Origin of the sequence: Polaribacter pectinis (genome assembly GCF_014352875.1) — a bacterium.
GTDB classification, from domain to species: domain Bacteria; phylum Bacteroidota; class Bacteroidia; order Flavobacteriales; family Flavobacteriaceae; genus Polaribacter; species Polaribacter pectinis.
On sequence record NZ_CP060695.1, the window covers coordinates 2,925,587 to 2,943,823 of the forward strand.

Annotated in this window: 17 protein-coding genes; 10 read left to right on the forward strand and 7 right to left on the reverse strand. The window is 29.2% G+C overall.

Features of this window, described 5'->3' with window-relative positions; translation table 11 throughout:
* The 5 genes from H9W90_RS13170 (at nt 1) to H9W90_RS13190 (ending at nt 4,570) form a co-directional block, all read left to right on the forward strand.
* Nucleotides 1-657, forward strand: coding sequence for a 3-oxoacid CoA-transferase subunit B (locus H9W90_RS13170; RefSeq protein WP_187482047.1), 657 nt, complete (start codon nt 1-3; stop codon nt 655-657).
* 101 nt (nt 658-758) lie between these two features.
* Nucleotides 759-1,520 (forward strand): exodeoxyribonuclease III, encoded by a 762-nt coding sequence (locus H9W90_RS13175; protein ID WP_187482048.1) that lies wholly within the window; start codon nt 759-761, stop codon nt 1,518-1,520.
* A gap of 6 nt (nt 1,521-1,526) precedes the next feature.
* On the forward strand, nt 1,527-2,855 hold the full coding sequence (locus tag H9W90_RS13180) for a lytic transglycosylase domain-containing protein (RefSeq protein WP_187482049.1): 1,329 nt from the start codon (nt 1,527-1,529) through the stop codon (nt 2,853-2,855).
* A 109-nt stretch (nt 2,856-2,964) separates the two neighbouring features.
* A complete protein-coding gene (locus H9W90_RS13185; protein WP_187482050.1) occupies nt 2,965-3,948 on the forward strand; it encodes a DUF4837 family protein in 984 nt (327 codons plus the stop codon).
* Nucleotides 3,949-4,072: 124 nt separating this feature from the next.
* Complete coding sequence (locus H9W90_RS13190) at nt 4,073-4,570, forward strand: DUF1761 domain-containing protein (protein ID WP_187482051.1); 498 nt, start codon at nt 4,073-4,075, stop codon at nt 4,568-4,570.
* 78 nt (nt 4,571-4,648) lie between these two features.
* Here the strand turns inward: H9W90_RS13190 and trpS are convergent, their stop codons facing one another.
* Nucleotides 4,649-5,617, reverse strand: a complete 969-nt coding sequence (trpS, locus tag H9W90_RS13195; protein ID WP_187482052.1) for a tryptophan--tRNA ligase — start codon at nt 5,615-5,617, stop codon at nt 4,649-4,651.
* Nucleotides 5,618-5,908: 291 nt separating this feature from the next.
* On the opposite strand from trpS, the gene H9W90_RS13200 reads away from it, so the two are divergent.
* The gene (locus H9W90_RS13200; RefSeq protein ID WP_254712492.1) at nt 5,909-6,577 is read left to right on the forward strand and encodes a lysophospholipid acyltransferase family protein; all 669 of its coding nucleotides are present in this window, start codon (nt 5,909-5,911) and stop codon (nt 6,575-6,577) included.
* Nucleotides 6,574-7,212: a PAQR family membrane homeostasis protein TrhA gene (gene trhA, locus H9W90_RS13205; RefSeq protein ID WP_187482053.1), complete on the forward strand. Its 639-nt coding sequence runs from the start codon at nt 6,574-6,576 to the stop codon at nt 7,210-7,212. The genes H9W90_RS13200 and trhA overlap by 4 nt, the downstream gene beginning before the upstream one ends.
* Nucleotides 7,213-7,394: 182 nt before the next feature.
* On the opposite strand, the gene H9W90_RS13210 is transcribed toward trhA, so the two are convergent.
* A complete protein-coding gene (locus tag H9W90_RS13210; RefSeq protein WP_187482054.1) occupies nt 7,395-7,868 on the reverse strand; it encodes a CYTH domain-containing protein in 474 nt (157 codons plus the stop codon).
* 84 nt (nt 7,869-7,952) lie between these two features.
* Here H9W90_RS13210 and porZ point away from each other — a divergent pair, with 84 nt between their 5' ends.
* From porZ to H9W90_RS13225, 3 genes are read left to right on the forward strand one after another with little or no spacing between them, the layout of a single operon-like run.
* Nucleotides 7,953-10,289, forward strand: a complete 2,337-nt coding sequence (gene porZ / locus H9W90_RS13215; RefSeq protein WP_254712493.1) for a type IX secretion system anionic LPS delivery protein PorZ — start codon at nt 7,953-7,955, stop codon at nt 10,287-10,289.
* Between the two features lie 2 nt (nt 10,290-10,291).
* Nucleotides 10,292-11,014 carry a DNA repair protein RecO gene (gene recO, locus H9W90_RS13220; protein WP_187482055.1) on the forward strand — a complete coding sequence of 241 codons (723 nt, stop codon included), beginning with the start codon at nt 10,292-10,294 and terminating at the stop codon, nt 11,012-11,014.
* Entirely contained in the window at nt 11,014-13,482 is a 2,469-nt protein-coding gene (locus tag H9W90_RS13225) for a TonB-dependent receptor (RefSeq protein WP_187482056.1), read from the forward strand. Before recO ends, H9W90_RS13225 begins: the two co-directional genes overlap by 1 nt.
* A gap of 47 nt (nt 13,483-13,529) precedes the next feature.
* Here the strand turns inward: H9W90_RS13225 and H9W90_RS13230 are convergent, their stop codons facing one another.
* The 5 genes from H9W90_RS13230 to H9W90_RS13250 all read right to left on the reverse strand — a co-directional run bounded on the left by H9W90_RS13230 (nt 13,530) and on the right by H9W90_RS13250 (nt 18,164).
* Nucleotides 13,530-13,880, reverse strand: a complete 351-nt coding sequence (locus H9W90_RS13230) for an SdpI family protein (RefSeq protein ID WP_187482057.1) — start codon at nt 13,878-13,880, stop codon at nt 13,530-13,532.
* A gap of 49 nt (nt 13,881-13,929) precedes the next feature.
* The gene (locus H9W90_RS13235) at nt 13,930-14,793 is read right to left on the reverse strand and encodes an acyl-CoA thioesterase (RefSeq protein ID WP_187482058.1); all 864 of its coding nucleotides are present in this window, start codon (nt 14,791-14,793) and stop codon (nt 13,930-13,932) included.
* Nucleotides 14,794-15,966: a peptidogalycan biosysnthesis protein gene (locus H9W90_RS13240; protein ID WP_254712494.1), complete on the reverse strand. Its 1,173-nt coding sequence runs from the start codon at nt 15,964-15,966 to the stop codon at nt 14,794-14,796.
* A gap of 1 nt (nt 15,967) precedes the next feature.
* Entirely contained in the window at nt 15,968-16,861 is an 894-nt protein-coding gene (locus tag H9W90_RS13245) for a metallophosphoesterase (RefSeq protein ID WP_187482059.1), read from the reverse strand.
* A 319-nt stretch (nt 16,862-17,180) separates the two neighbouring features.
* Complete coding sequence (locus H9W90_RS13250) at nt 17,181-18,164, reverse strand: helix-turn-helix domain-containing protein (protein ID WP_187482060.1); 984 nt, start codon at nt 18,162-18,164, stop codon at nt 17,181-17,183.
* Between the last annotated feature and the right edge of the window lie 73 nt (nt 18,165-18,237).

The following is an 18,237-nucleotide window of genomic DNA, read 5'->3' on the forward strand; positions in this document are numbered from 1 at the left end:
ATGGCTTTAGATAAAATAGGAATAGCGAAAAGAATTGCACAAGAAGTTCAAGATGGTTTTTACGTAAACTTGGGAATCGGAATTCCTACGTTAGTTGCCAATTACGTTAGAGACGATATAGAAGTAGAGTTTCAAAGTGAAAACGGAGTTTTAGGAATGGGACCTTTTCCTTTTGAAGGAGAAGAAGATGCAGATATTATAAACGCAGGTAAACAAACCATTACAACAATGCCAGGAGCAAGTTTTTTCGATTCTTCTATGAGTTTTTCTATGATTCGTGGTAAACATGTAGATCTTACCATTTTAGGAGCAATGGAAGTTGCAGAAAATGGAGATATTGCCAACTGGAAAATTCCAGGAAAAATGGTGAAAGGAATGGGTGGAGCAATGGATTTAGTTGCTTCCGCAGAAAACATTATTGTAGCAATGATGCATTCTAACAAACGTGGAGAATCTAAAATTTTAAAGAAATGTTCTTTGCCTTTAACAGGTGTTGGTTGTGTAACTAAAGTGGTTACTAATTTAGCTGTATTAGAAGTAAAGAATAATGAATTTCACTTGTTAGAAAGAGCTCCAGGAGTTACTGTAGAAGAAATTAAAAAAGCTACAGAAGGTACTTTGGTTGTAAATGGAGAAATTCCAGAAATGGACGTTTAACATTTTTAAGTATTTCTGTCAGTTAGATAACTGTCGAAAACTAAAAAAATAATATTTAAGAATGAGTTTTCTTTCCTTTTGGAAGAAATAAAAAGACTTCAATGAAAATAATATCATACAATGTAAACGGAATTAGAGCTGCTTTAAAAAAAGGGTTTATAGATTGGTTAAAAGCTGCAAATCCAGATGTTATTTGCATCCAAGAAACAAAAGCACACAAAGAACAATTAGATGTAACCGAGTTTGAAAACGCTGGTTATCCTTATCATTATTGGTTTTCAGCACAAAAAAAAGGATATTCTTCTGTAGCTATTTTCTGTAAAGAAAAACCAAATCATGTAGAGTATGGTACAGGAATAGAAACCATGGATTTTGAAGGTAGAAATCTTCGTGTAGATTTTGATGATGTTTCAGTTATGAGTTTGTATTTACCTTCTGGTACCAATTCAGAAAGATTGAGTTTTAAATTCAATTATATGGATGAGTTTCAAGAATATATTAATAATTTAAAACAAGAAATTCCGAATTTAGTTATATGTGGAGATTATAATATATGTCATGAAGCTATTGATATTCACAACCCAAAAATGAAAGGAGTTTCTGGATTTTTACCAGAAGAAAGAACTTGGATTGGAGAGTTTATCAATAACGGATTCATAGATAGTTTTAGATACTTAAATAGAGAATTACAGCAATATTCTTGGTGGAGTTATAGAGCTAATTCTAGAGCAAATAATAAAGGTTGGCGTTTAGATTATGCAATGGTAAGCGAGCCTCTAAAAGAGAAGATTTCGAGAGCATATATTTTAGGCGAAGCAAAACATTCAGACCATTGCCCAATTGCATTAGAATTAGACTTATAGTATTTTATGAAGCAATTTTTATTCTTTTTATTAATCAGTATTTCAATTTTTTCACAAGAAAAAAAAGACACTATTTTTCTATCAAAAACAAAAGTAGATACTTTATTTATTGCTAAAGATTCTTTAAAAAACCCTATTAAAAAAGATCTATTTTCTGATAGCGATTTAGAAACAATAGACAGTTTGTTAATTGAAGAAAAATTTAATTCTTCTTTAATAGACACACTTGTTTATGTAATTAATGACAAGGATATTACAGGAAATGTACCATCAGTTTTAACAACAGATTTATTAAAAATTCGTCTTTCTGCATTAAATAAAAAAACACCTTTTAATTTAGCATATAATCCAGGATTAGAAAAAGTAATAAATAGTTACTTATTGTATCGTAGAAAATATTACCCAGCTTTAATGGCTAGGGCAAAATACTATTTTCCAATGTTCGAGCAATATTTAGATCAATATGACATTCCTTTGGAAATGAAATATTTAGCTATTGTAGAGTCTACCTTAAGACCAAGAATAAAATCTAGAGTTGGTGCTACAGGTTTGTGGCAGTTTATGTACGGAACAGGAATTCAGTTCGATTTAAAAGTAAGTTCTTATGTAGATGAACGCCAAGACCCAGTAAAAGCAACAGTTGCTGCGTGTAAATATTTAAGTCAATTATTTACCATTTTTGGAGATTGGGATTTGGCACTGGCAGCTTATAATTCTGGGCCAGGAAATGTTAGAAAAGCAATAAAACGATCTGGCGGTTATAAAAATTATTGGAATATTAGACCTTATTTACCCAGAGAAACAGCTGGTTATGTCCCAGCATTTTATGCAACAATGTATATTTTTGAACATTCAGATGAGTTAAAAATTTATTCTGAAGTTCCTAAATTTTTCGATTTTCAAACAGATACTGTACGTGTAAAAAGAACTATTAGTTTCGATCAAATTTCAGAAAAAATAAATGTTGATGAATTAACATTGGCAGAATTAAATCCATCTTATAAATTAGAGATTATTCCGTTTATAAAAGATAAAAATTATGCAGTAAGATTGCCAAGTAGCAAAATTGTAGAATTTTTAGACAAAGAAAAAGAAATTTATACTTTAGCAGATGAAGATGATGCTAAAAGAGAAAAACCGTTACCTAAATATTTTGAAATGGATAAACGTATCCGTTACAAAGTAAAAAGCGGAGATTTTTTAGGTAAAATTGCTAATAAATACGGTGTAAGAGTTAGCGATTTAAAACGTTGGAACAGCTTAAAAAGTAGCCGATTAAAAATAGGACAAAGACTGTCTGTTTACCCAAAGAAAATTCCTAATTCAACTAAATAAATCCCAAAAAACGAAAAAGTAGGTACTAATTCTGTTTTTAAAATTAAAAGTGGAACAATATTTGGAGAGTTAACCATAACTAAACTAAAAATATTTAAAAGCTAAACTCATGAAAAAAATATTTTCAATTTTTGTAATTACATTGTTAATAGTATCCTGTACTGGTAACGATAAATTTGTAATGCGAACCTCTATTGGCAAAGTTAACAAAGTAATGGTAGTTACTAAATCTAGCGACTGGACTGGTGATGTTGGTAAAGAAATTAGAAATGCATTTGGAGAGTTAATGGTAGGTTTACCTCAACCAGAACCAATTTTATCAGTGTCTCAAGTTGCTCCAAACGGATTTGGAAGTATGATGAAAGTTGGTAGAAACATTCTAGTAATTGGAGAATCTGATAAAGAGAGTTTTTCTGTAAAACACAATGTGTATGCAAAACCACAAACCATTGTTTACATTTATGCTAAAGATGATGCAGGCATGGTAAAAATGTTTCAGAAACATAAAAAAGAAATCATAGATATCTTTATAGAATCTGATATAAAAATGACTCAAAGTGTATTTGAAAACACAAAATTAGATGATTCTAAATTTAAAACACTTCAAAATTTAGGTGTTTCATTTACTATTCATGATAAATTTAGAACTGTAGAAGACACAGGAGAATTCCTTTGGTTACGTCATCATTTAACAAGCGGAATTGCAAAAACAGGTAGTAATAATATTCTAATTTATTCAGTCCCTTTAGAAGATGAAACTACAGTTGCAGACAGTATTGTTTCTGTTAGAAACAGAATAGGTAAAAAATACATTCCTGGATCAGATCCAGAAACCATGCATATGATTACAGAAGAAGCATACACACCACATACTTTTAAAACAAAAGTAGATGGTAAAAATGCTTTTGAAACACGTGGAAAATGGGAAGTAAAAAATGATTTTATGGCAGGACCGTTTGTAAATTATACTGTTGTTGATAAGAAGAACAACAGATTAGTAATTTTTGAAGGTTTTACCTATGCACCATCAGTTAATAAGAGAGCTTTTCTTTTTGAATTAGAAGCTATTGGTAGATCTATGAAGATTAAATAGATACTATTTTAAATAAAAAAACATTAAAAACTTAAAAGATATTCTTTTGAGTTTTTTTTGTAACTAATTTATTGTCAAAAACTTATTTCCTATATTTGGTATTCAACCAATAAACTTTTTTATCATGGAAATGAATTTTTACATCTTTTTTGTATCGGCTTTAGTGCCGTTAATTATCGGTTTTATCTGGTATGGTCCATTATTTGGAAATGCCTGGATGAAAGAAATGGGATTCACAAAAGAATCTTTAGCAGGTAAAAACATGGCGCTAACATTTATACTCTGTTATGTATTTAGTTTTTTAATGTCTTTCTTTTTAATGTTTTTAGTTATACATCAAATGGGGGTTATGCAAACATTACAAGGAGAAATAGGTTTCGAAGAACAAACAGGAGAAGCATTTAACTATTTTCAAGACTTTATAGCTAATTATGGAGATCGTTTTAGAACATTTAAACATGGAGCTTTACATGGTACAATGTCTGGGTTTATTTTTGCACTACCAATTATTGCAATTAACGGAATGTTCGAAAGAAAAAGCACAAAGTATATTGCAATAAATGCCGGATTTTGGATTGTCTGTTTAGCAATTATGGGAGGTATTTTATGTCAATGGATTTAAAATAACTATACTTAAGAAAAGAAAAACCTCGTTTCTAGATTTAGAAACGAGGTTTTTTTTTATACTAAAAAACTAGGCTTAATAACCCACTTTTGCTCTTACTCTTTGTAATACATCTTTTGCAACAATTTTTGCTTTTTCTGCACCAATTGCTAAAGCATCATCAATTTCATTCTTATTTTCCATAAAATGATGGTAGCGTTCTCTGACAGTGGCAAATTTATCAATAATTAGTTCATATAGGGCTTGTTTTGCATGCCCATACCCATAGTTTCCGCCTTCATAATTAGCTCGCATTTCTGCAATTTGTTCTTCTGAAGCCAATAATTTATAGATAGCAAAAACATTATCTGTGTCAGGGTTTTTAGGTTCTTCTAAAGCCAAACTATCGGTTTTTATTGCCATAATTTGCTTACGTAGTTTTTTATCAGCAAGAAAAATATTGATAATATTATTTCTAGATTTACTCATTTTTCCTCCATCAGTTCCAGGAACTAATTTTGTGTGTTCTTGTATTTTTGCTTGTGGAATAACGAGAGTTTCTCCAACAATATTATTAAATCTGTTGGCAACATCTCTTGTCATCTCTAAATGTTGTAATTGGTCTTTTCCTACAGGTACAACTTCTGCATCATACAATAAAATATCAGCAGCCATTAACATTGGATATGAAAATAAACCAGCATTTACATCTGCCAATCTATCTGCTTTATCTTTAAAACTATGCGCTAATGTTAAACGTTGATATGGAAAAAAACAACTTAAATACCAAGTTAATTCTGCAGTTTCTGGAATATCACTCTGTCTATAAAAAATAGTTTTATTAATGTCTAAACCACAAGCCAACCAAGTTGCGGCTGTACTATAGGTGTTTTCTCTTAAAACATTTCCATCTTTAATCTGTGTTAAAGAATGCATATCTGCAATAAATAAGAAAGCTTCATTTTCTGGATTATTCGCCATTTCTATAGCAGGCAAAATTGCTCCTAATAAATTTCCTAAATGTGGCGTTCCAGTACTTTGTACGCCTGTTAAAATTCTTGACATGAATAGTATATTTAATATATTTTGGGCATGAGTTAAATGCCAAAACGGTCTGAAGCCGTAAAAATAAGGTTTTGTTTCAGAAAACCAATCAAACAAAAGAATATTACTACATTTGCCTTCTATGAAGGATGAAGTATTATTGTTTTTCCTTCACATTCTAATCAAGAAAAAAATAATCTAACACTTATTAATTCTTTGAAATATTTAAAAATTCCTTTTTTATTACTCTGGCGTTTATGGTTTTACATTTTAATGTTTTTGACCATTTTATTGCTTTCTCCAATTTTTTTGATGTTTACATTTAAGGAAGAACATTATCATCATTTTTGGAAAGTAGCTAGAATTTTAGCAAAAGTGTTGGTTTACGGAATGGGTTTTAGAATTAATTTTGAAGCAGATCAATCAATTCAACCAGATAAAAGTTACATGTTTTGTCCCAATCATGCATCATTAATGGACCCATTTGTATTAATTGCCTTAAGCAAAAATCCCATTGTTTTTGTTGGAAAAAAGGAGTTGGTTAAAATTCCGGTTTTTGGTTTTTTCTATAAAAGAGTCGTTATTATGGTAGATAGAAGCGATCCTGAAAGTAGAAAGAGAGTTTTTAAAATGGCTAAAAAAAGGTTACAAAATGGTGTAAGTATGGCTATTTTTCCTGAAGGATTAGTACCAACTGAAGATGTAGTTTTAGCACCTTTTAAAAAAGGGGCTTTTAGTTTGGCAATTGAGTTTCAAATACCAATTGTACCACAAGTGTATTACGATTGTAAACGTTTCTTTTCATGGGATCCTTTAAAAGGTGGTCCTGGAATTTTTAGAGTGCATCAACACAATTTTATATCAACAAAAAAGTTAACACAAGATAATGTGGAAGATTTAAGGGATAAAACTTTCGATATTATGAATACTGCTTTATTGAATGATAAAAAATACATGAAAGACACAAATAGATCTAAATGAGCGAGAAATTAAATTATGAATATACTGTATCTGAAGAGCGATTAAATGTAATTTCTCATGGTTTAGGTTTATTTGCTAGTATTATTGTCTTTCCTTTTTTAATCGTTAAATCTTTTTCTTTTAATGGTTTTTGGAAACCTGCAAGTTTTATAGTTTACGGGATAAGTTTAATTATTCTTTATGCTGCTTCTACCTTTTATCATGCTGCAAAAAACCCAAAAAAGAGAAGAAAATTAAACATTTTTGATCACGCTGCAATTTATGTTTTAATTGCAGGAAGTTACACTCCTTTTTGCTTGGTTGCTTTAGATTCTAAACTAGGTTGGTATTTATTTGTTTTCGTTTGGATTTTTGCTCTCGTAGGAATTGTTTTAAAATTATTTTTTACAGGAAGATTTGATAAATTATCTACAGCAATGTATTTGTTAATGGGTTGGCAAGTAGTATTTTTAATAAAACCATTAATTAACAGTTTACCAGAATATAATTTAAACTTATTATTTGCGGGAGGTATTTTTTACACAATAGGAGCCATTTTATATTCCATAAAAAAACTACCTTATAACCATGCAATTTTTCATGTTTTTGTACTATTAGGAAGTGTAAGTCATTTTCTAGCGATATACTTTTTATAGCAAATTATTTTTAAGATTATTTATCGAAATTTCAAAAAAAATCAGATTATTTGACGGTTTCATAAAAAAAACATACTTTTGTAGAACTTATTATATTGACTTATGTTAATATTTTAGGTATTATAAATCTTATTTAGGGGGTAGGTTTATTAAATTTCCTCGAACGTTTGTTCGAGGTTTTTTTATTTCCAATCTTTAAAAGGTAGCTTACTTAAGCTAGAATTATAGTATTTTAAATCTCCAGTAACTTCTTTATCTAACCATTTTGGTTTTTCAAAATTTTCATTTTCTGAAGTAAGTTCTACCTCTGCAACTATCAGTCCTTTATTATCATTATAAAATTCATCAACCTCAAAAACATGTTTTCCTTTTTGTATTAAGAATCTAGTTTTTTCTATAATAGTTGGTTCGCATAATAAAAGTAATTTCTCTGCTTCAGTTTTATTAATTTCTTTTTCCCATTCAAATCTGGTTGTTCCTGCTTTGTTAGACTTGCCTTTAATGGTAATAAAAGCTGTATCATCTGTAATTCTAATTCTTACAGTTCTGTTTTTATCAGAATTTAAATATCCTTGTTTTAGCATTTTTTTTTGATAACTTTCTTTCTTAAAAGCATCATTTTTCACCAAAAACTTTCTTTCTATTTCTACGCTCATAAAATATCCTTGAAATTTGTACTAATGTAAGGTGTTTTATCGTTATTGTAACAATAAATAAATATCTTTGATGTGTAAATTTTAATGATGAAAAAACTTTTTTCAAGCTTCATTTTTCTTTTTGTACTTACTATTTCTGCCCAAACAGATTATAGTGATTCTTGGGAAGATTTTTATTCTTACAACAACGTAAAAGATTTTGTAAAAGTAGAAAATATAATTTATGCGTTGGCAGATAATGCTGTTTTTACGTATAATATTAACACAGAAGAAATAGAAAAACTATCTTCTGTACAAGGTTTGTCTGGAGAGGTTACTACTTCAATTCATTATAATACTACATTTAAAAGATTGGTAATAGGTTATGAAAATGGTCTTGTAGAAGTGGTAGATAATGATGGTACAATTACTATTTCTTCCGATATTTTAAATTTTAATGAATCTGGAGAAAAAAGCATAAATCACATTTCTGAATTTAATAACAAATTATATTTAGCAACTCCTTTTGCAATTGTAGTTTATGATATAGAAAAACTAGAATTTGGTGATACTTATTTTATAGGAAATAATTCTAGTTCCATAAAAATCAATCAAACTATAGTTGACAATTCTAGAATTTATGCGGCTACAGAAAACGGAATTTTTAAAGCCGATATTACAAGTAATTTATTAATAGATTTTAATAATTGGCAACAACAATTTTCAGGAAGGAATTTTAGTCAAATAACGTTGTTTAATAATCAATTATATACAGTAGAAGGCACTAAATTATTTAGTTTCATTGGTGGTAATTTAACGGAAGTAAGAGATTTTTCTCAAAATATTATTTCTATAAAATCTTCTAATAGTCATCTATCTGTTACTTTAAACACTAACTCTATAGTTTTAAATATAGCTTTAAATGAAGTTGTTCAATTTTCAACAAATACAGAATTCAACTATAATTTAAACAATTCTTTTTTTGAAGATACCACTGTTTTTTTAGCAACAAAAGAGTTTGGTTTATTATCTGCATCAATAAGTTCACCTTCAAGTTACTTAGAAATACATCCACAAGGACCTTTGTCTAATGATGTTTTTTCAATAGCATCTCAAAATAAAAATCTTTGGGTAGTTTATGGAGGTTATACAAGTACTTATGCACCTAACCAAAAGGAACAAGGTTTTTCTCATTTTAATGATGAAGAATGGATAAATGTAAAATACAATCCTAATTTTCCGGTTACAGATTTATCACACATATCAATAGACCCAGATAATGATGAGAACGTTTTTATAAGTTCTTTTGGTGTAACTACAAATTTAAACAGTGTTTCTACTGGAGGTTTATTGGCTCTAGATAATAATGACATAAAAACATTTTACAATCAAAACAATAGCCCTTTAGAAGACATAGATACCAGAGCATCTCATGTTTCAATAAGAGTTGCAGGAACTGCTTTTGATAGTCGCGGAAATTTGTGGGTTACAAATGTTGGTGTCTCTAGCGAATTAAAAAAACTTTCTTCTGGCGGACAGTGGTCTAGTGTAGACTTGTCTTCTTTAACATCAAATCAAGTAGCTATTGGTTTAACGGAAGTTGCAATAGATAGAGGAAATGGTGTTTGGATAGGAACAAGAAGTAATGGTGTGTATGCGTATAATGAAAACGGAAACAGAAAAAAAGCCTTAATTACCTCTCCTAATTTAGGGAATTTACCAGATTTAAATGTAAGAACAGTAGTTGTAGATGCAAGTAATAGAGTTTGGTTAGGTACAAAATCTGGTTTGGTTGTATATAGTAATGCTTCTGGTGTTTTTGATGACCAAAACCCTGAAGCGTCACCTGTTATTATTAATGCAAATTCAGATGGTTTTGGAGACCGTCTTTTGGGAGATCAAACAGTTAATTCTATAGTTGTAGATGGTGCAGATAATAAATGGTTTGGTACAGATAATGGAGGTGTTATTTATACAAATCCTAGTGGACAAAATACGTTAGCTAATTTTAGCAAACAAAACTCCCCATTACCATCTAATAGAATTATTAAAATTACAGTAGACAATTCTTCTGGGAAAGTATATTTTGCTACCGATAAAGGTATAGTGGCATACAACAGTAAAGTAGCTCCTTTTGGAGATGTTTTGGGTGAAGTGTACGCTTATCCAAACCCAGCTTTAAAAAACCACGAAATTGTTACTATAGATGGTAGAAATGGCACACATTTACCAAAAGGAACCAATGTAAAAATACTAGATGTTGCAGGTAATTTAGTTTTTGAAACAAATGTTGTAGAAGGACAAGAATTACAAGGAGGAAAAGTTGTTTGGAACAAAAAAAACTTGGCTGGTAATAAAGTAGCTTCTGGTATTTATATTGTTTTATTATCTAATGATGATGCTTCTGAAACTAGTGTAACTAAAATTGCAATAGTAAATTAAAAATGGCAATTGTAACCACAAAAGCAATTGTTTTAAGCGCATTAAAATATAGCGATTCTAGCTTAATTGTAAAATGCTATACACAAGAAGAAGGTTTAAAATCTTATTTAATTAGAGGAATTCTTAAAGCTAAAAAAGGTGGGTTAAAAATAGCTTATTTTCAGCCATTAACACAGCTAAAAATTGAAGCTAGTCATAACAGCAAAGGAAACTTAAACGCTATAAAAGAGGTGCAGGTTTCTTACCCTTACAAAACCATTTATAATGACATTGTAAAGCAATCAGTAGTATTGTTTTTATCGGAAGTTTTATCAAACTCTATTCAAGAGGAAGAGAAAAACAAATCTCTTTTCCAATATTTAGAAACTGCTTTAATTTGGTTAGATGTTCATGATAAAATTGCCAATTTTCATTTATTATTTTTATTGAATTTAACTCGGTTTTTAGGATTTTATCCAGATTTGTCTGAAAATAATAAAATTGGGTTCGATTTATTAGAAGGAAATTTCTCAAATTCAACTTCACAAAAAAATGTTATTTCTGGAGCAAATTTTTATCAATTTAAAAAGCTGTTAGGCATAGATTTTGATGGTATAGAAAAAGTGTCTTTTAGTAAATCTGAAAGGCAAGTTGTATTGCAAATAATTATTAGATATTTTGAACTACATTTGGGCGGTTTTAGAAACCCTAAATCGTTACAAATTTTAGAAACAGTTTTTAGTTGATGAAGTACATATTCTTTTCATTCGTATTTTTTATAAGTTGTACAGTTTTTGCTCAAGAAGTAAAAATTCTAGACAAAGAAACAGGTAAATCTGTTAATAATGTTACTGTTTTTAATGATGATCAAACCATAAATATATCTTCTAACGATAAGGGTTTTGTAGATATTTCTGAATTTAAAAACAATGAATTTATTGTTTTTTCTCATCTATCTTATGCCGTTTTAAGAGTAAAAAAATCAACCTTAAAAAGTAGAAAATTTACTGTTTATTTAACCAAACAATCAGAACAATTAGATGAGGTCGTTTTATCAGTTTTTAAAAAGGAAGCAAAAACAAATAGAATAGCAGAGCAAATTGCTGTTATTTCGGCTAAAGATATTCAAAAAATATCTCCACAAACCTCTGCAGATTTATTGGCAGCAATCCCTGGAATTAAGGTTCAGAAATCTCAATTTGGTGGAGGAAGTCCTGTAATTCGAGGTATGGAGTCTAACCGCGTTTTATTAGTAGTAGATGGTGTTAGAATGAACAACGCCATATATAGAAAAGGGCATTTGCAAAATTCTATAACTGTTGCGCCAAACATGTTAGATAAAACCGAAGTAGTTTTTGGACCTTCATCTGTTATTTATGGTTCAGATGCTTTGGGTGGTGTTATACATTATTACACAAAAACGCCTAAATTATCTGAAGAAAACGAAGTTAAAAGTCAGCTTTTTTCAAGGTTTTCATCGGTAAATCAAGAATCTACAACGAATTTTTCGGCAGAGTTAAGTTTTAAAAATTGGGCTTCTTTTACAAGTGTTTCTTACAGTAATTTTGGCGATTTAAAAGCTGGAAAAAATCGTAATCATGGTTTTGATGATTGGGGAAAGGTATTTTTTTATTCAGAAAATGTAAATGGTAATTACAATCCTAATCCAACAGTAAATGAAAACCCTAATTTACAGAGAAATACAGGTTATAGTCAAACTGATATTTTACAAAAGTTCTTTGTGCCTTTATCTGAAAGCACAGATTTAAAAGTTAATTTACAGTATTCTACTACATCAGACATTCCTAGGTTTGATAGATTAACAGAGTTAAGTAATGGTGAACTAAAATTTGCAGAATGGAATTATGGTCCACAAAACAGATTGTTGCTTTCATCTCAATTGTTGATAAATCCAAATAAAAATTGGCTAGAAAGTGGTACTATTACTGCTGCTTATCAAAATCTTGAAGAAAGTAGAATTCAACGTAAATTTGGAAGTTTAGATCGTTCTTATAGAGAAGAAACTGTAAATATTTTTAGTATTAATGGAGATTTTTCTGTGCCATTAACAGAAGATAAAAAAAGGACACTTTCCTATGGCTTTGAGTTTGCTTATAATGATGTAAAGTCTAATTCTTACGGAAAAGAATTAAACATTGTAAATGGAGAAATCGATGGTTTTTCTAATGATTTTAAGGTACAATCTCGTTATCCAGATGGAGGAAGTAATTATTTAAGTTCTGCAGTTTATGTAGATTATAGGCAAGATTTAAGTAAAAAATCTACTTTAAACTCTGGAATTCGTTTTACCAATACAAACTTAAATGCAAAATGGATAGACGAAACATTTATTAAACTACCAGATAATGACATTAGTGCAAACCATTCTGCAGTTACAGCTACAGTTGGTTATGTGTATAGACCTAATAAAAATTGGCAACTAAATAGTGTAATATCTTCTGGTTTTCGTTCACCAAATATAGATGATGTTGGTAGGGTTCGTGAAAAAAGTGGAGATGTAACTGTGCCAAATATAGATGTAAAACCAGAATTTGCTTACAATGCAGAAATAGGAATTAAAAAATATTTTAACAATAGAAAATTTCGTTTAGGAGCTACTGTTTTTTACACATTGCTAGACAATTATATTATTAGAGATAGTTTTATAATTAATGGAAGTGATCAAGTAGAATTCGATGGAGAATTTGGTAACGCAGTAGCAAACCAGAACAGAGGTAATGCTTTTATTACAGGATATACAGCAAGTTATTCAGGAAAAATTTCTAATACTTGGAACACTACTGGTTTCATTACTTTTACTAAAGGTAGAACCTATGATACAGAAGAACCTATGTCTTCTATTCCACCTTTATTTGGTCAGTTTGAAGTAAATTATAAAAATGACAGATTAGAATTAGGTGCTGCTGTAAGATTTAACAGTAAAAAAGATATTACAGATTTTAACTTTAGAGAAGGGATTGATAACCACGATTTAACACCAATTGTAGATGAAAATGCAACTGCAGATGAAGATAAATTTTATGGTTCACCAAGCTGGGCTACTTTAGGGGTAAATGGAAGTTATGTTTTAAATACTAATTTTTCTGTACAAGCAAGATTAGACAATCTTTTAGATGAACATTATATAGAGTTTGCTTCTGGAGTTGCGGCACCTGGTAGAAACTTATCTATTTCTTTTGTGGCTAGTTTTTAACATTTTAAGTACCTTTATAGAGCTATAAATTACTTCTTATGAAAAAGCTATTTTTTCTTTTTTCCTTCTTCCGTAAAATTATCAGATAAAGCACGTTCTGTTTTTACAATACTTACAATAACAGATAAAAAAACAAAAGCCATTGGTTGCCACGTTAATTCTACATTTAAGAAAGCTGCAAACACTAGACCAGCAATAAAAGAAATCATAGAATAAATTAATAAACTATTATTAAAAGTACTGTTTGCAAAATCCCAAATTTGTTGATTTTGCATCGCTTTTGGGGTTTTATACCCATAAAAGCTATTAATTTTTTTTGGGGGAAATTTCCAAAAAATAATACTTAATAAAAATAATAAACCGTTTGTTGTAATTACGTAAATTAAAGCTTCACTCATAATTTTATTTATTTTTTACTGCGACTGAAAACTGCCAACTGAAGACTGCCTACTTTTTCGGTCTCATTAAACCTTCTTGTGCAAAAGAGGCAACTAATTTGCCATCTCTTGTAAAAATATTTCCTTTAGCCAAACCTCTTGCACCAAATGCGTTTGGAGATTCTGCAGAAAAAAGCATCCAATCATTAAAATCGAATTCTCTAAAAAACCACATAGAATGATCTAAACTTGCAGTTTGTGTATTGCCAAAATTGTGTGCACTTGCATTAGAGTTAAAAGCAGCATTTAGTACATTATAATCAGAAATATAGGTTAGAATTTCTTGTTTCGTTCTAATGTCTAAATCTTTATGATCTCCTTTTAAACGAAACCAAACATCTTCATTTGCAGGTAAATCTTTAGGTTCCATTGGATTTGGAACTCTTACAGGTTTAAACTCAATAGGCCTTTTAATACTTAAAAAAGCTTTTGTAGATTTTGGTAAAAAATCGCCAAACTGCACTAACATATCTTCCCAACTCATTAATTCTTCTGGCTGTTTTATAGACTTGTCTATTGCTGTTTGATGTTCAAAACCATCTTCTTTAATGTGGAACGAAGCTGCCATAATAAATATGGTTTTCCCATTTTGGCTTGCAGTAACCCTTCTTGTAGAAAAACTACCTCCATTTCGCATTTCTGCAACGTGGTAATTTATTGGAACTGTTAAATCTCCCGCTTCTAAAAAATAAGAATGCAAAGAATTTATAAATCTGTTTTCTGGAATCGTTCTGTAGGCTGCATTTACAGCTTGTGCCAAAACTTGGCCTCCAAAAACATGTGGACTTCCAATGGTGTAACTATTTCCGCTAAAATTATTTTCTCCTAAAGCTGTTAAATCTAAAAGGTCTACTAATTCTTTACTCGTTTGCATTTATTGCTGTTTTTTAAATGGAAATTTCTGTTGAAATGGTGTAGGTTGAATTCTCTGCAAAAATAACTTTAATATTTTGTTTGTAATGGTTTTTTTATGACGAAGATACATCGTTAAATCTTGCGGAATTGCGCCCACAGAACTTTTAATTTCACTTGCAGTTCTTCCAAAATTAATAGTTTTTAAGTTTTTGTTGATGGCAATTTCTATGTAAGAATATAACATTCTTTGGTAAATTGCATACTCTCTATTCAAACTATAATCAATACCTACAAAATGTGCGTCTAAAGAATTATTATTGATAATTCCAGACATAAAACCAACCAATTTATCTTGCAAATAAAATGCTTTTAAAATATATTTTTCGTCGAATTTATCTTTGAAATCTTTATAGGTTTCCAAATTAAAATCGCCCAAATTAAAGTTAGAACTTTCTGCTACTTTCTTATATAAAGCAGTCATTTCAATAACTTTATTATCAATATTTTCTGAAGTAATTTCTTCAATTTTAATAGAAGCACTTTGCGAATATGCTTTTTTCGCTTTTACACGAAACTTGGTCTTCATGGAAGCCAAATAATCATCAAAATTTTGCCAATTTTCATCAATATTTAAAAGCATGTTTGGTTCTACTGAAAATGGATTGTAACTCACCGTTTTTAATTCATCTGTAATAAATAAAGATTCGTTTACAAAGTCTTTCAATAGAAAAGCATCAATCTTATTTTTTAATTCTTTGTTAGAACTCACAAAATGATTAATGGCTTTTGCCAATTCTAAAATCACTTTTTGTTTATCTTGATTCTGTTTTATAAAAACGCCATGTTCTCCACTTACAAAAGTGTTTCCAGAAATTAGTAATCGTAAAGGTTTGCTGTCTTTTAAAATGCGTAGTTTTCTTCCTAAATTCTTTAAAAAATCGAAATCATTCTGAATTGAATTCATAAAGAAATCGACTATTTGAATCGACGAAAAAGCAATAGGAATTGAATTATCATCCACCAAAATAATGTAAGAAAATGTAATTTCTGGATGATTTTTCTCAATAGATTTTAAAAAATCTCGATGAAAATAAATATTGTTTTCACAACCGAGAATTTCCCAAGTTTTAGCAGGAATTTTATCAATGGAAGAATAAAATAAAGCAGTATTTGTGTTTTTACAAAAAATCAAATTATTGCATATAGTGAGTTAAACTTTCTGGACCTTCTAAAACAGTTCTAATAATTTGCATAGTTCCGTTTTCTTTTGTGATAATGTGCCATTTTATGAGGCAAATTTCGTTGTTTTCAATTTCAATTCCTGTAATAGATCTTGGGTGCACACAGCTTCCATCATTAAAAAACGGAATTTCATTTTTATCAGGAAAACGTGGTCTGTGTGTATGCCCAGTAATCATCATTTGATTGTTATTTTCTTGAATCCATTTTTCTAATTTGTATTCAACTTTTATGCGTTCTTTAAAGTTTTGTGCAGGAGAAGTTGGGTCGGAAAAACCTAATATTTGTAGCGGTTTCCATAGTACTTTCACTAAAAAACTACTCAATCTCCAAAACACATAATTAAACCAATCTGCTTGATGTCCATGTAACAAAAAAATTCCTTTTCCTGTGTTTTCATCTTCTAAAAAAATGGCTTCAGAAAAAGAAGCACCAATTAAAAGTTCTTTTTTTGTGTCTGATACAGAGTCGTAATAATAGTGTAAATTCTTACGGATTGTTGCAGGATTTTTATATTTCATATCATGATTTCCCCAGATAAAATGCAATCTGTTTTCTTCATGAAACTTTTTTAGCCACATATAAATATGCTTATTGGCTCTAAAAATGCGTTCGAAACGTCTGTTTTCCCACAATTCGTCTCCATCACCTAACTCAATATAGGTAAAACCGTTGTTGTAATAATGCTCTAAAGCATGTTTAAACATGTTTCTGTTTCTCGCAAAATCATCAGCAAAACCATTGTTTCCTCTGTGAGAATCGCTAAAAAATACAAATTTAGAATCTGCATTAAAACAAATTCTTTTTGCGTTTTTAAAAGCACGAGAAATTCTAAAATTAGAAGACATCTTAATTCTTTATTTAAAGATATAAAGATGCGTAAAAAATATGAAATGCTGAATTTTCGTTGCTTTAAAAGCTATAGAGCATTATTTTATATTCTCTTAAAAAAGAGATTCTAAATTTATAATTTTACTTTTTTGTTTATTTCTTTTGGGAATTGTTGCTTAAAAATCAACAAATTATACCTGTATTACCTTTTATTCAAAAAGTTTTGTAATTAACTTTAAAGGAAGAGTTTTACATACAGAGTGATATTTACTTATAAAAATAGAAAACGCAATTATTATAGAACATTTTTTTCAATTATATTTTATCAAGATTTCGTTATTTAATTAATTGGCTAGGTAAAAAGCCCATTTTCTTTTTAAAAGCAACTGTAAAATGTTGAGGGTTTTTATAACCTACCTCATATGAGGCTTGCGAAATGGTGTAATTTTGATTAGAAATTAGTTGAATTGCTTTTTCAATTCTTAAAGAAGTAATATATTTAAAAACAGGTAGTCCATAAATTTCTTTAAAACCACTTTTAAATTTAGAGGTATTAAAACCAGCCATAATAGATAATTTGTCTATACTTAATTCTTCTTTTAAATTAGCTTGAATATATTGTTCTGTTTTTATTAGATTTTCTCGATCTTCTTCTCTTATTTTATTGGTTATAAGATTTAAATTATTAGTTGCCAATGCTATTAAAACCAACTCTGTTAATTTAGATTCTAAATAAGATTGCTTTGTAATACCATTAAAAGTGCAATTAAGAAATTCATTTACAATAATTAAAAGCTGACTATTTATTGTTAGACCATTATTAAAAAAGGAATAAATCTGATTTTCTTTTTTTGATTGCTTGTATTTTTTTGAATTTATTACAAAACAAGCTCCCATTTTTTTTATTAAATAAGTTTCCGTAAAAAAAATATTTAAAACCTTTTTTTTATGATTTATGTACTTGTATATACATTTTGAAGCTGGAATATAAAATAAGTTATACTTGTTTTGGTTTAATGTATACAACGTACTAGCTTCATCATCAATAGAAAAAGAAACATTTCCACTAATAACAAATTGAAGCAAAAAAACAGGTTGATCATTAACTATTTCTAATGTTTGGTTTTCGTTTGTTTCATTGTCAAAATCTTGAAAAAACATGTAGGTATTGTTTAGATGTATTTCCTTAACCGAGCCAATTACTCCTTTTTTAAAATTGGTAAATTCTTCTTCAGATAATTGAGATTTTTCAAAATCTTTATTAAAGCTCCGAACGGTTTCTTCATTCTCTAATTTTGAACTTTTAAATCGAATTATCATTTATTCCTTTTACGTTATTATAATTTCCTTTCACGTTATTAAGACTTATTCTAAACAACGTATTTTTGCAAAT

What these genes read in the sequence shown, in the direction of transcription:
- H9W90_RS13170 (WP_187482047.1), top strand. Translation starts at nt 1, where the DNA reads ATGGCTTTAGATAAAATAGGAATAGCGAAAAGAATTGCACAAGAAGTT.
- H9W90_RS13175 (WP_187482048.1), top strand. Translation starts at nt 759, where the DNA reads ATGAAAATAATATCATACAATGTAAACGGAATTAGAGCTGCTTTAAAA.
- H9W90_RS13180 (WP_187482049.1), top strand. Translation starts at nt 1,527, where the DNA reads ATGAAGCAATTTTTATTCTTTTTATTAATCAGTATTTCAATTTTTTCA.
- H9W90_RS13185 (WP_187482050.1), top strand. Translation starts at nt 2,965, where the DNA reads ATGAAAAAAATATTTTCAATTTTTGTAATTACATTGTTAATAGTATCC.
- H9W90_RS13190 (WP_187482051.1), top strand. Translation starts at nt 4,073, where the DNA reads ATGGAAATGAATTTTTACATCTTTTTTGTATCGGCTTTAGTGCCGTTA.
- trpS (WP_187482052.1), bottom strand. Translation starts at nt 5,617, where the DNA reads ATGTCAAGAATTTTAACAGGCGTACAAAGTACTGGAACGCCACATTTA.
- H9W90_RS13200 (WP_254712492.1), top strand. Translation starts at nt 5,909, where the DNA reads ATGTTTACATTTAAGGAAGAACATTATCATCATTTTTGGAAAGTAGCT.
- trhA (WP_187482053.1), top strand. Translation starts at nt 6,574, where the DNA reads ATGAGCGAGAAATTAAATTATGAATATACTGTATCTGAAGAGCGATTA.
- H9W90_RS13210 (WP_187482054.1), bottom strand. Translation starts at nt 7,868, where the DNA reads ATGAGCGTAGAAATAGAAAGAAAGTTTTTGGTGAAAAATGATGCTTTT.
- porZ (WP_254712493.1), top strand. Translation starts at nt 7,953, where the DNA reads ATGATGAAAAAACTTTTTTCAAGCTTCATTTTTCTTTTTGTACTTACT.
- recO (WP_187482055.1), top strand. Translation starts at nt 10,292, where the DNA reads ATGGCAATTGTAACCACAAAAGCAATTGTTTTAAGCGCATTAAAATAT.
- H9W90_RS13225 (WP_187482056.1), top strand. Translation starts at nt 11,014, where the DNA reads ATGAAGTACATATTCTTTTCATTCGTATTTTTTATAAGTTGTACAGTT.
- H9W90_RS13230 (WP_187482057.1), bottom strand. Translation starts at nt 13,880, where the DNA reads ATGAGTGAAGCTTTAATTTACGTAATTACAACAAACGGTTTATTATTT.
- H9W90_RS13235 (WP_187482058.1), bottom strand. Translation starts at nt 14,793, where the DNA reads ATGCAAACGAGTAAAGAATTAGTAGACCTTTTAGATTTAACAGCTTTA.
- H9W90_RS13245 (WP_187482059.1), bottom strand. Translation starts at nt 16,861, where the DNA reads ATGTCTTCTAATTTTAGAATTTCTCGTGCTTTTAAAAACGCAAAAAGA.
- H9W90_RS13250 (WP_187482060.1), bottom strand. Translation starts at nt 18,164, where the DNA reads ATGATAATTCGATTTAAAAGTTCAAAATTAGAGAATGAAGAAACCGTT.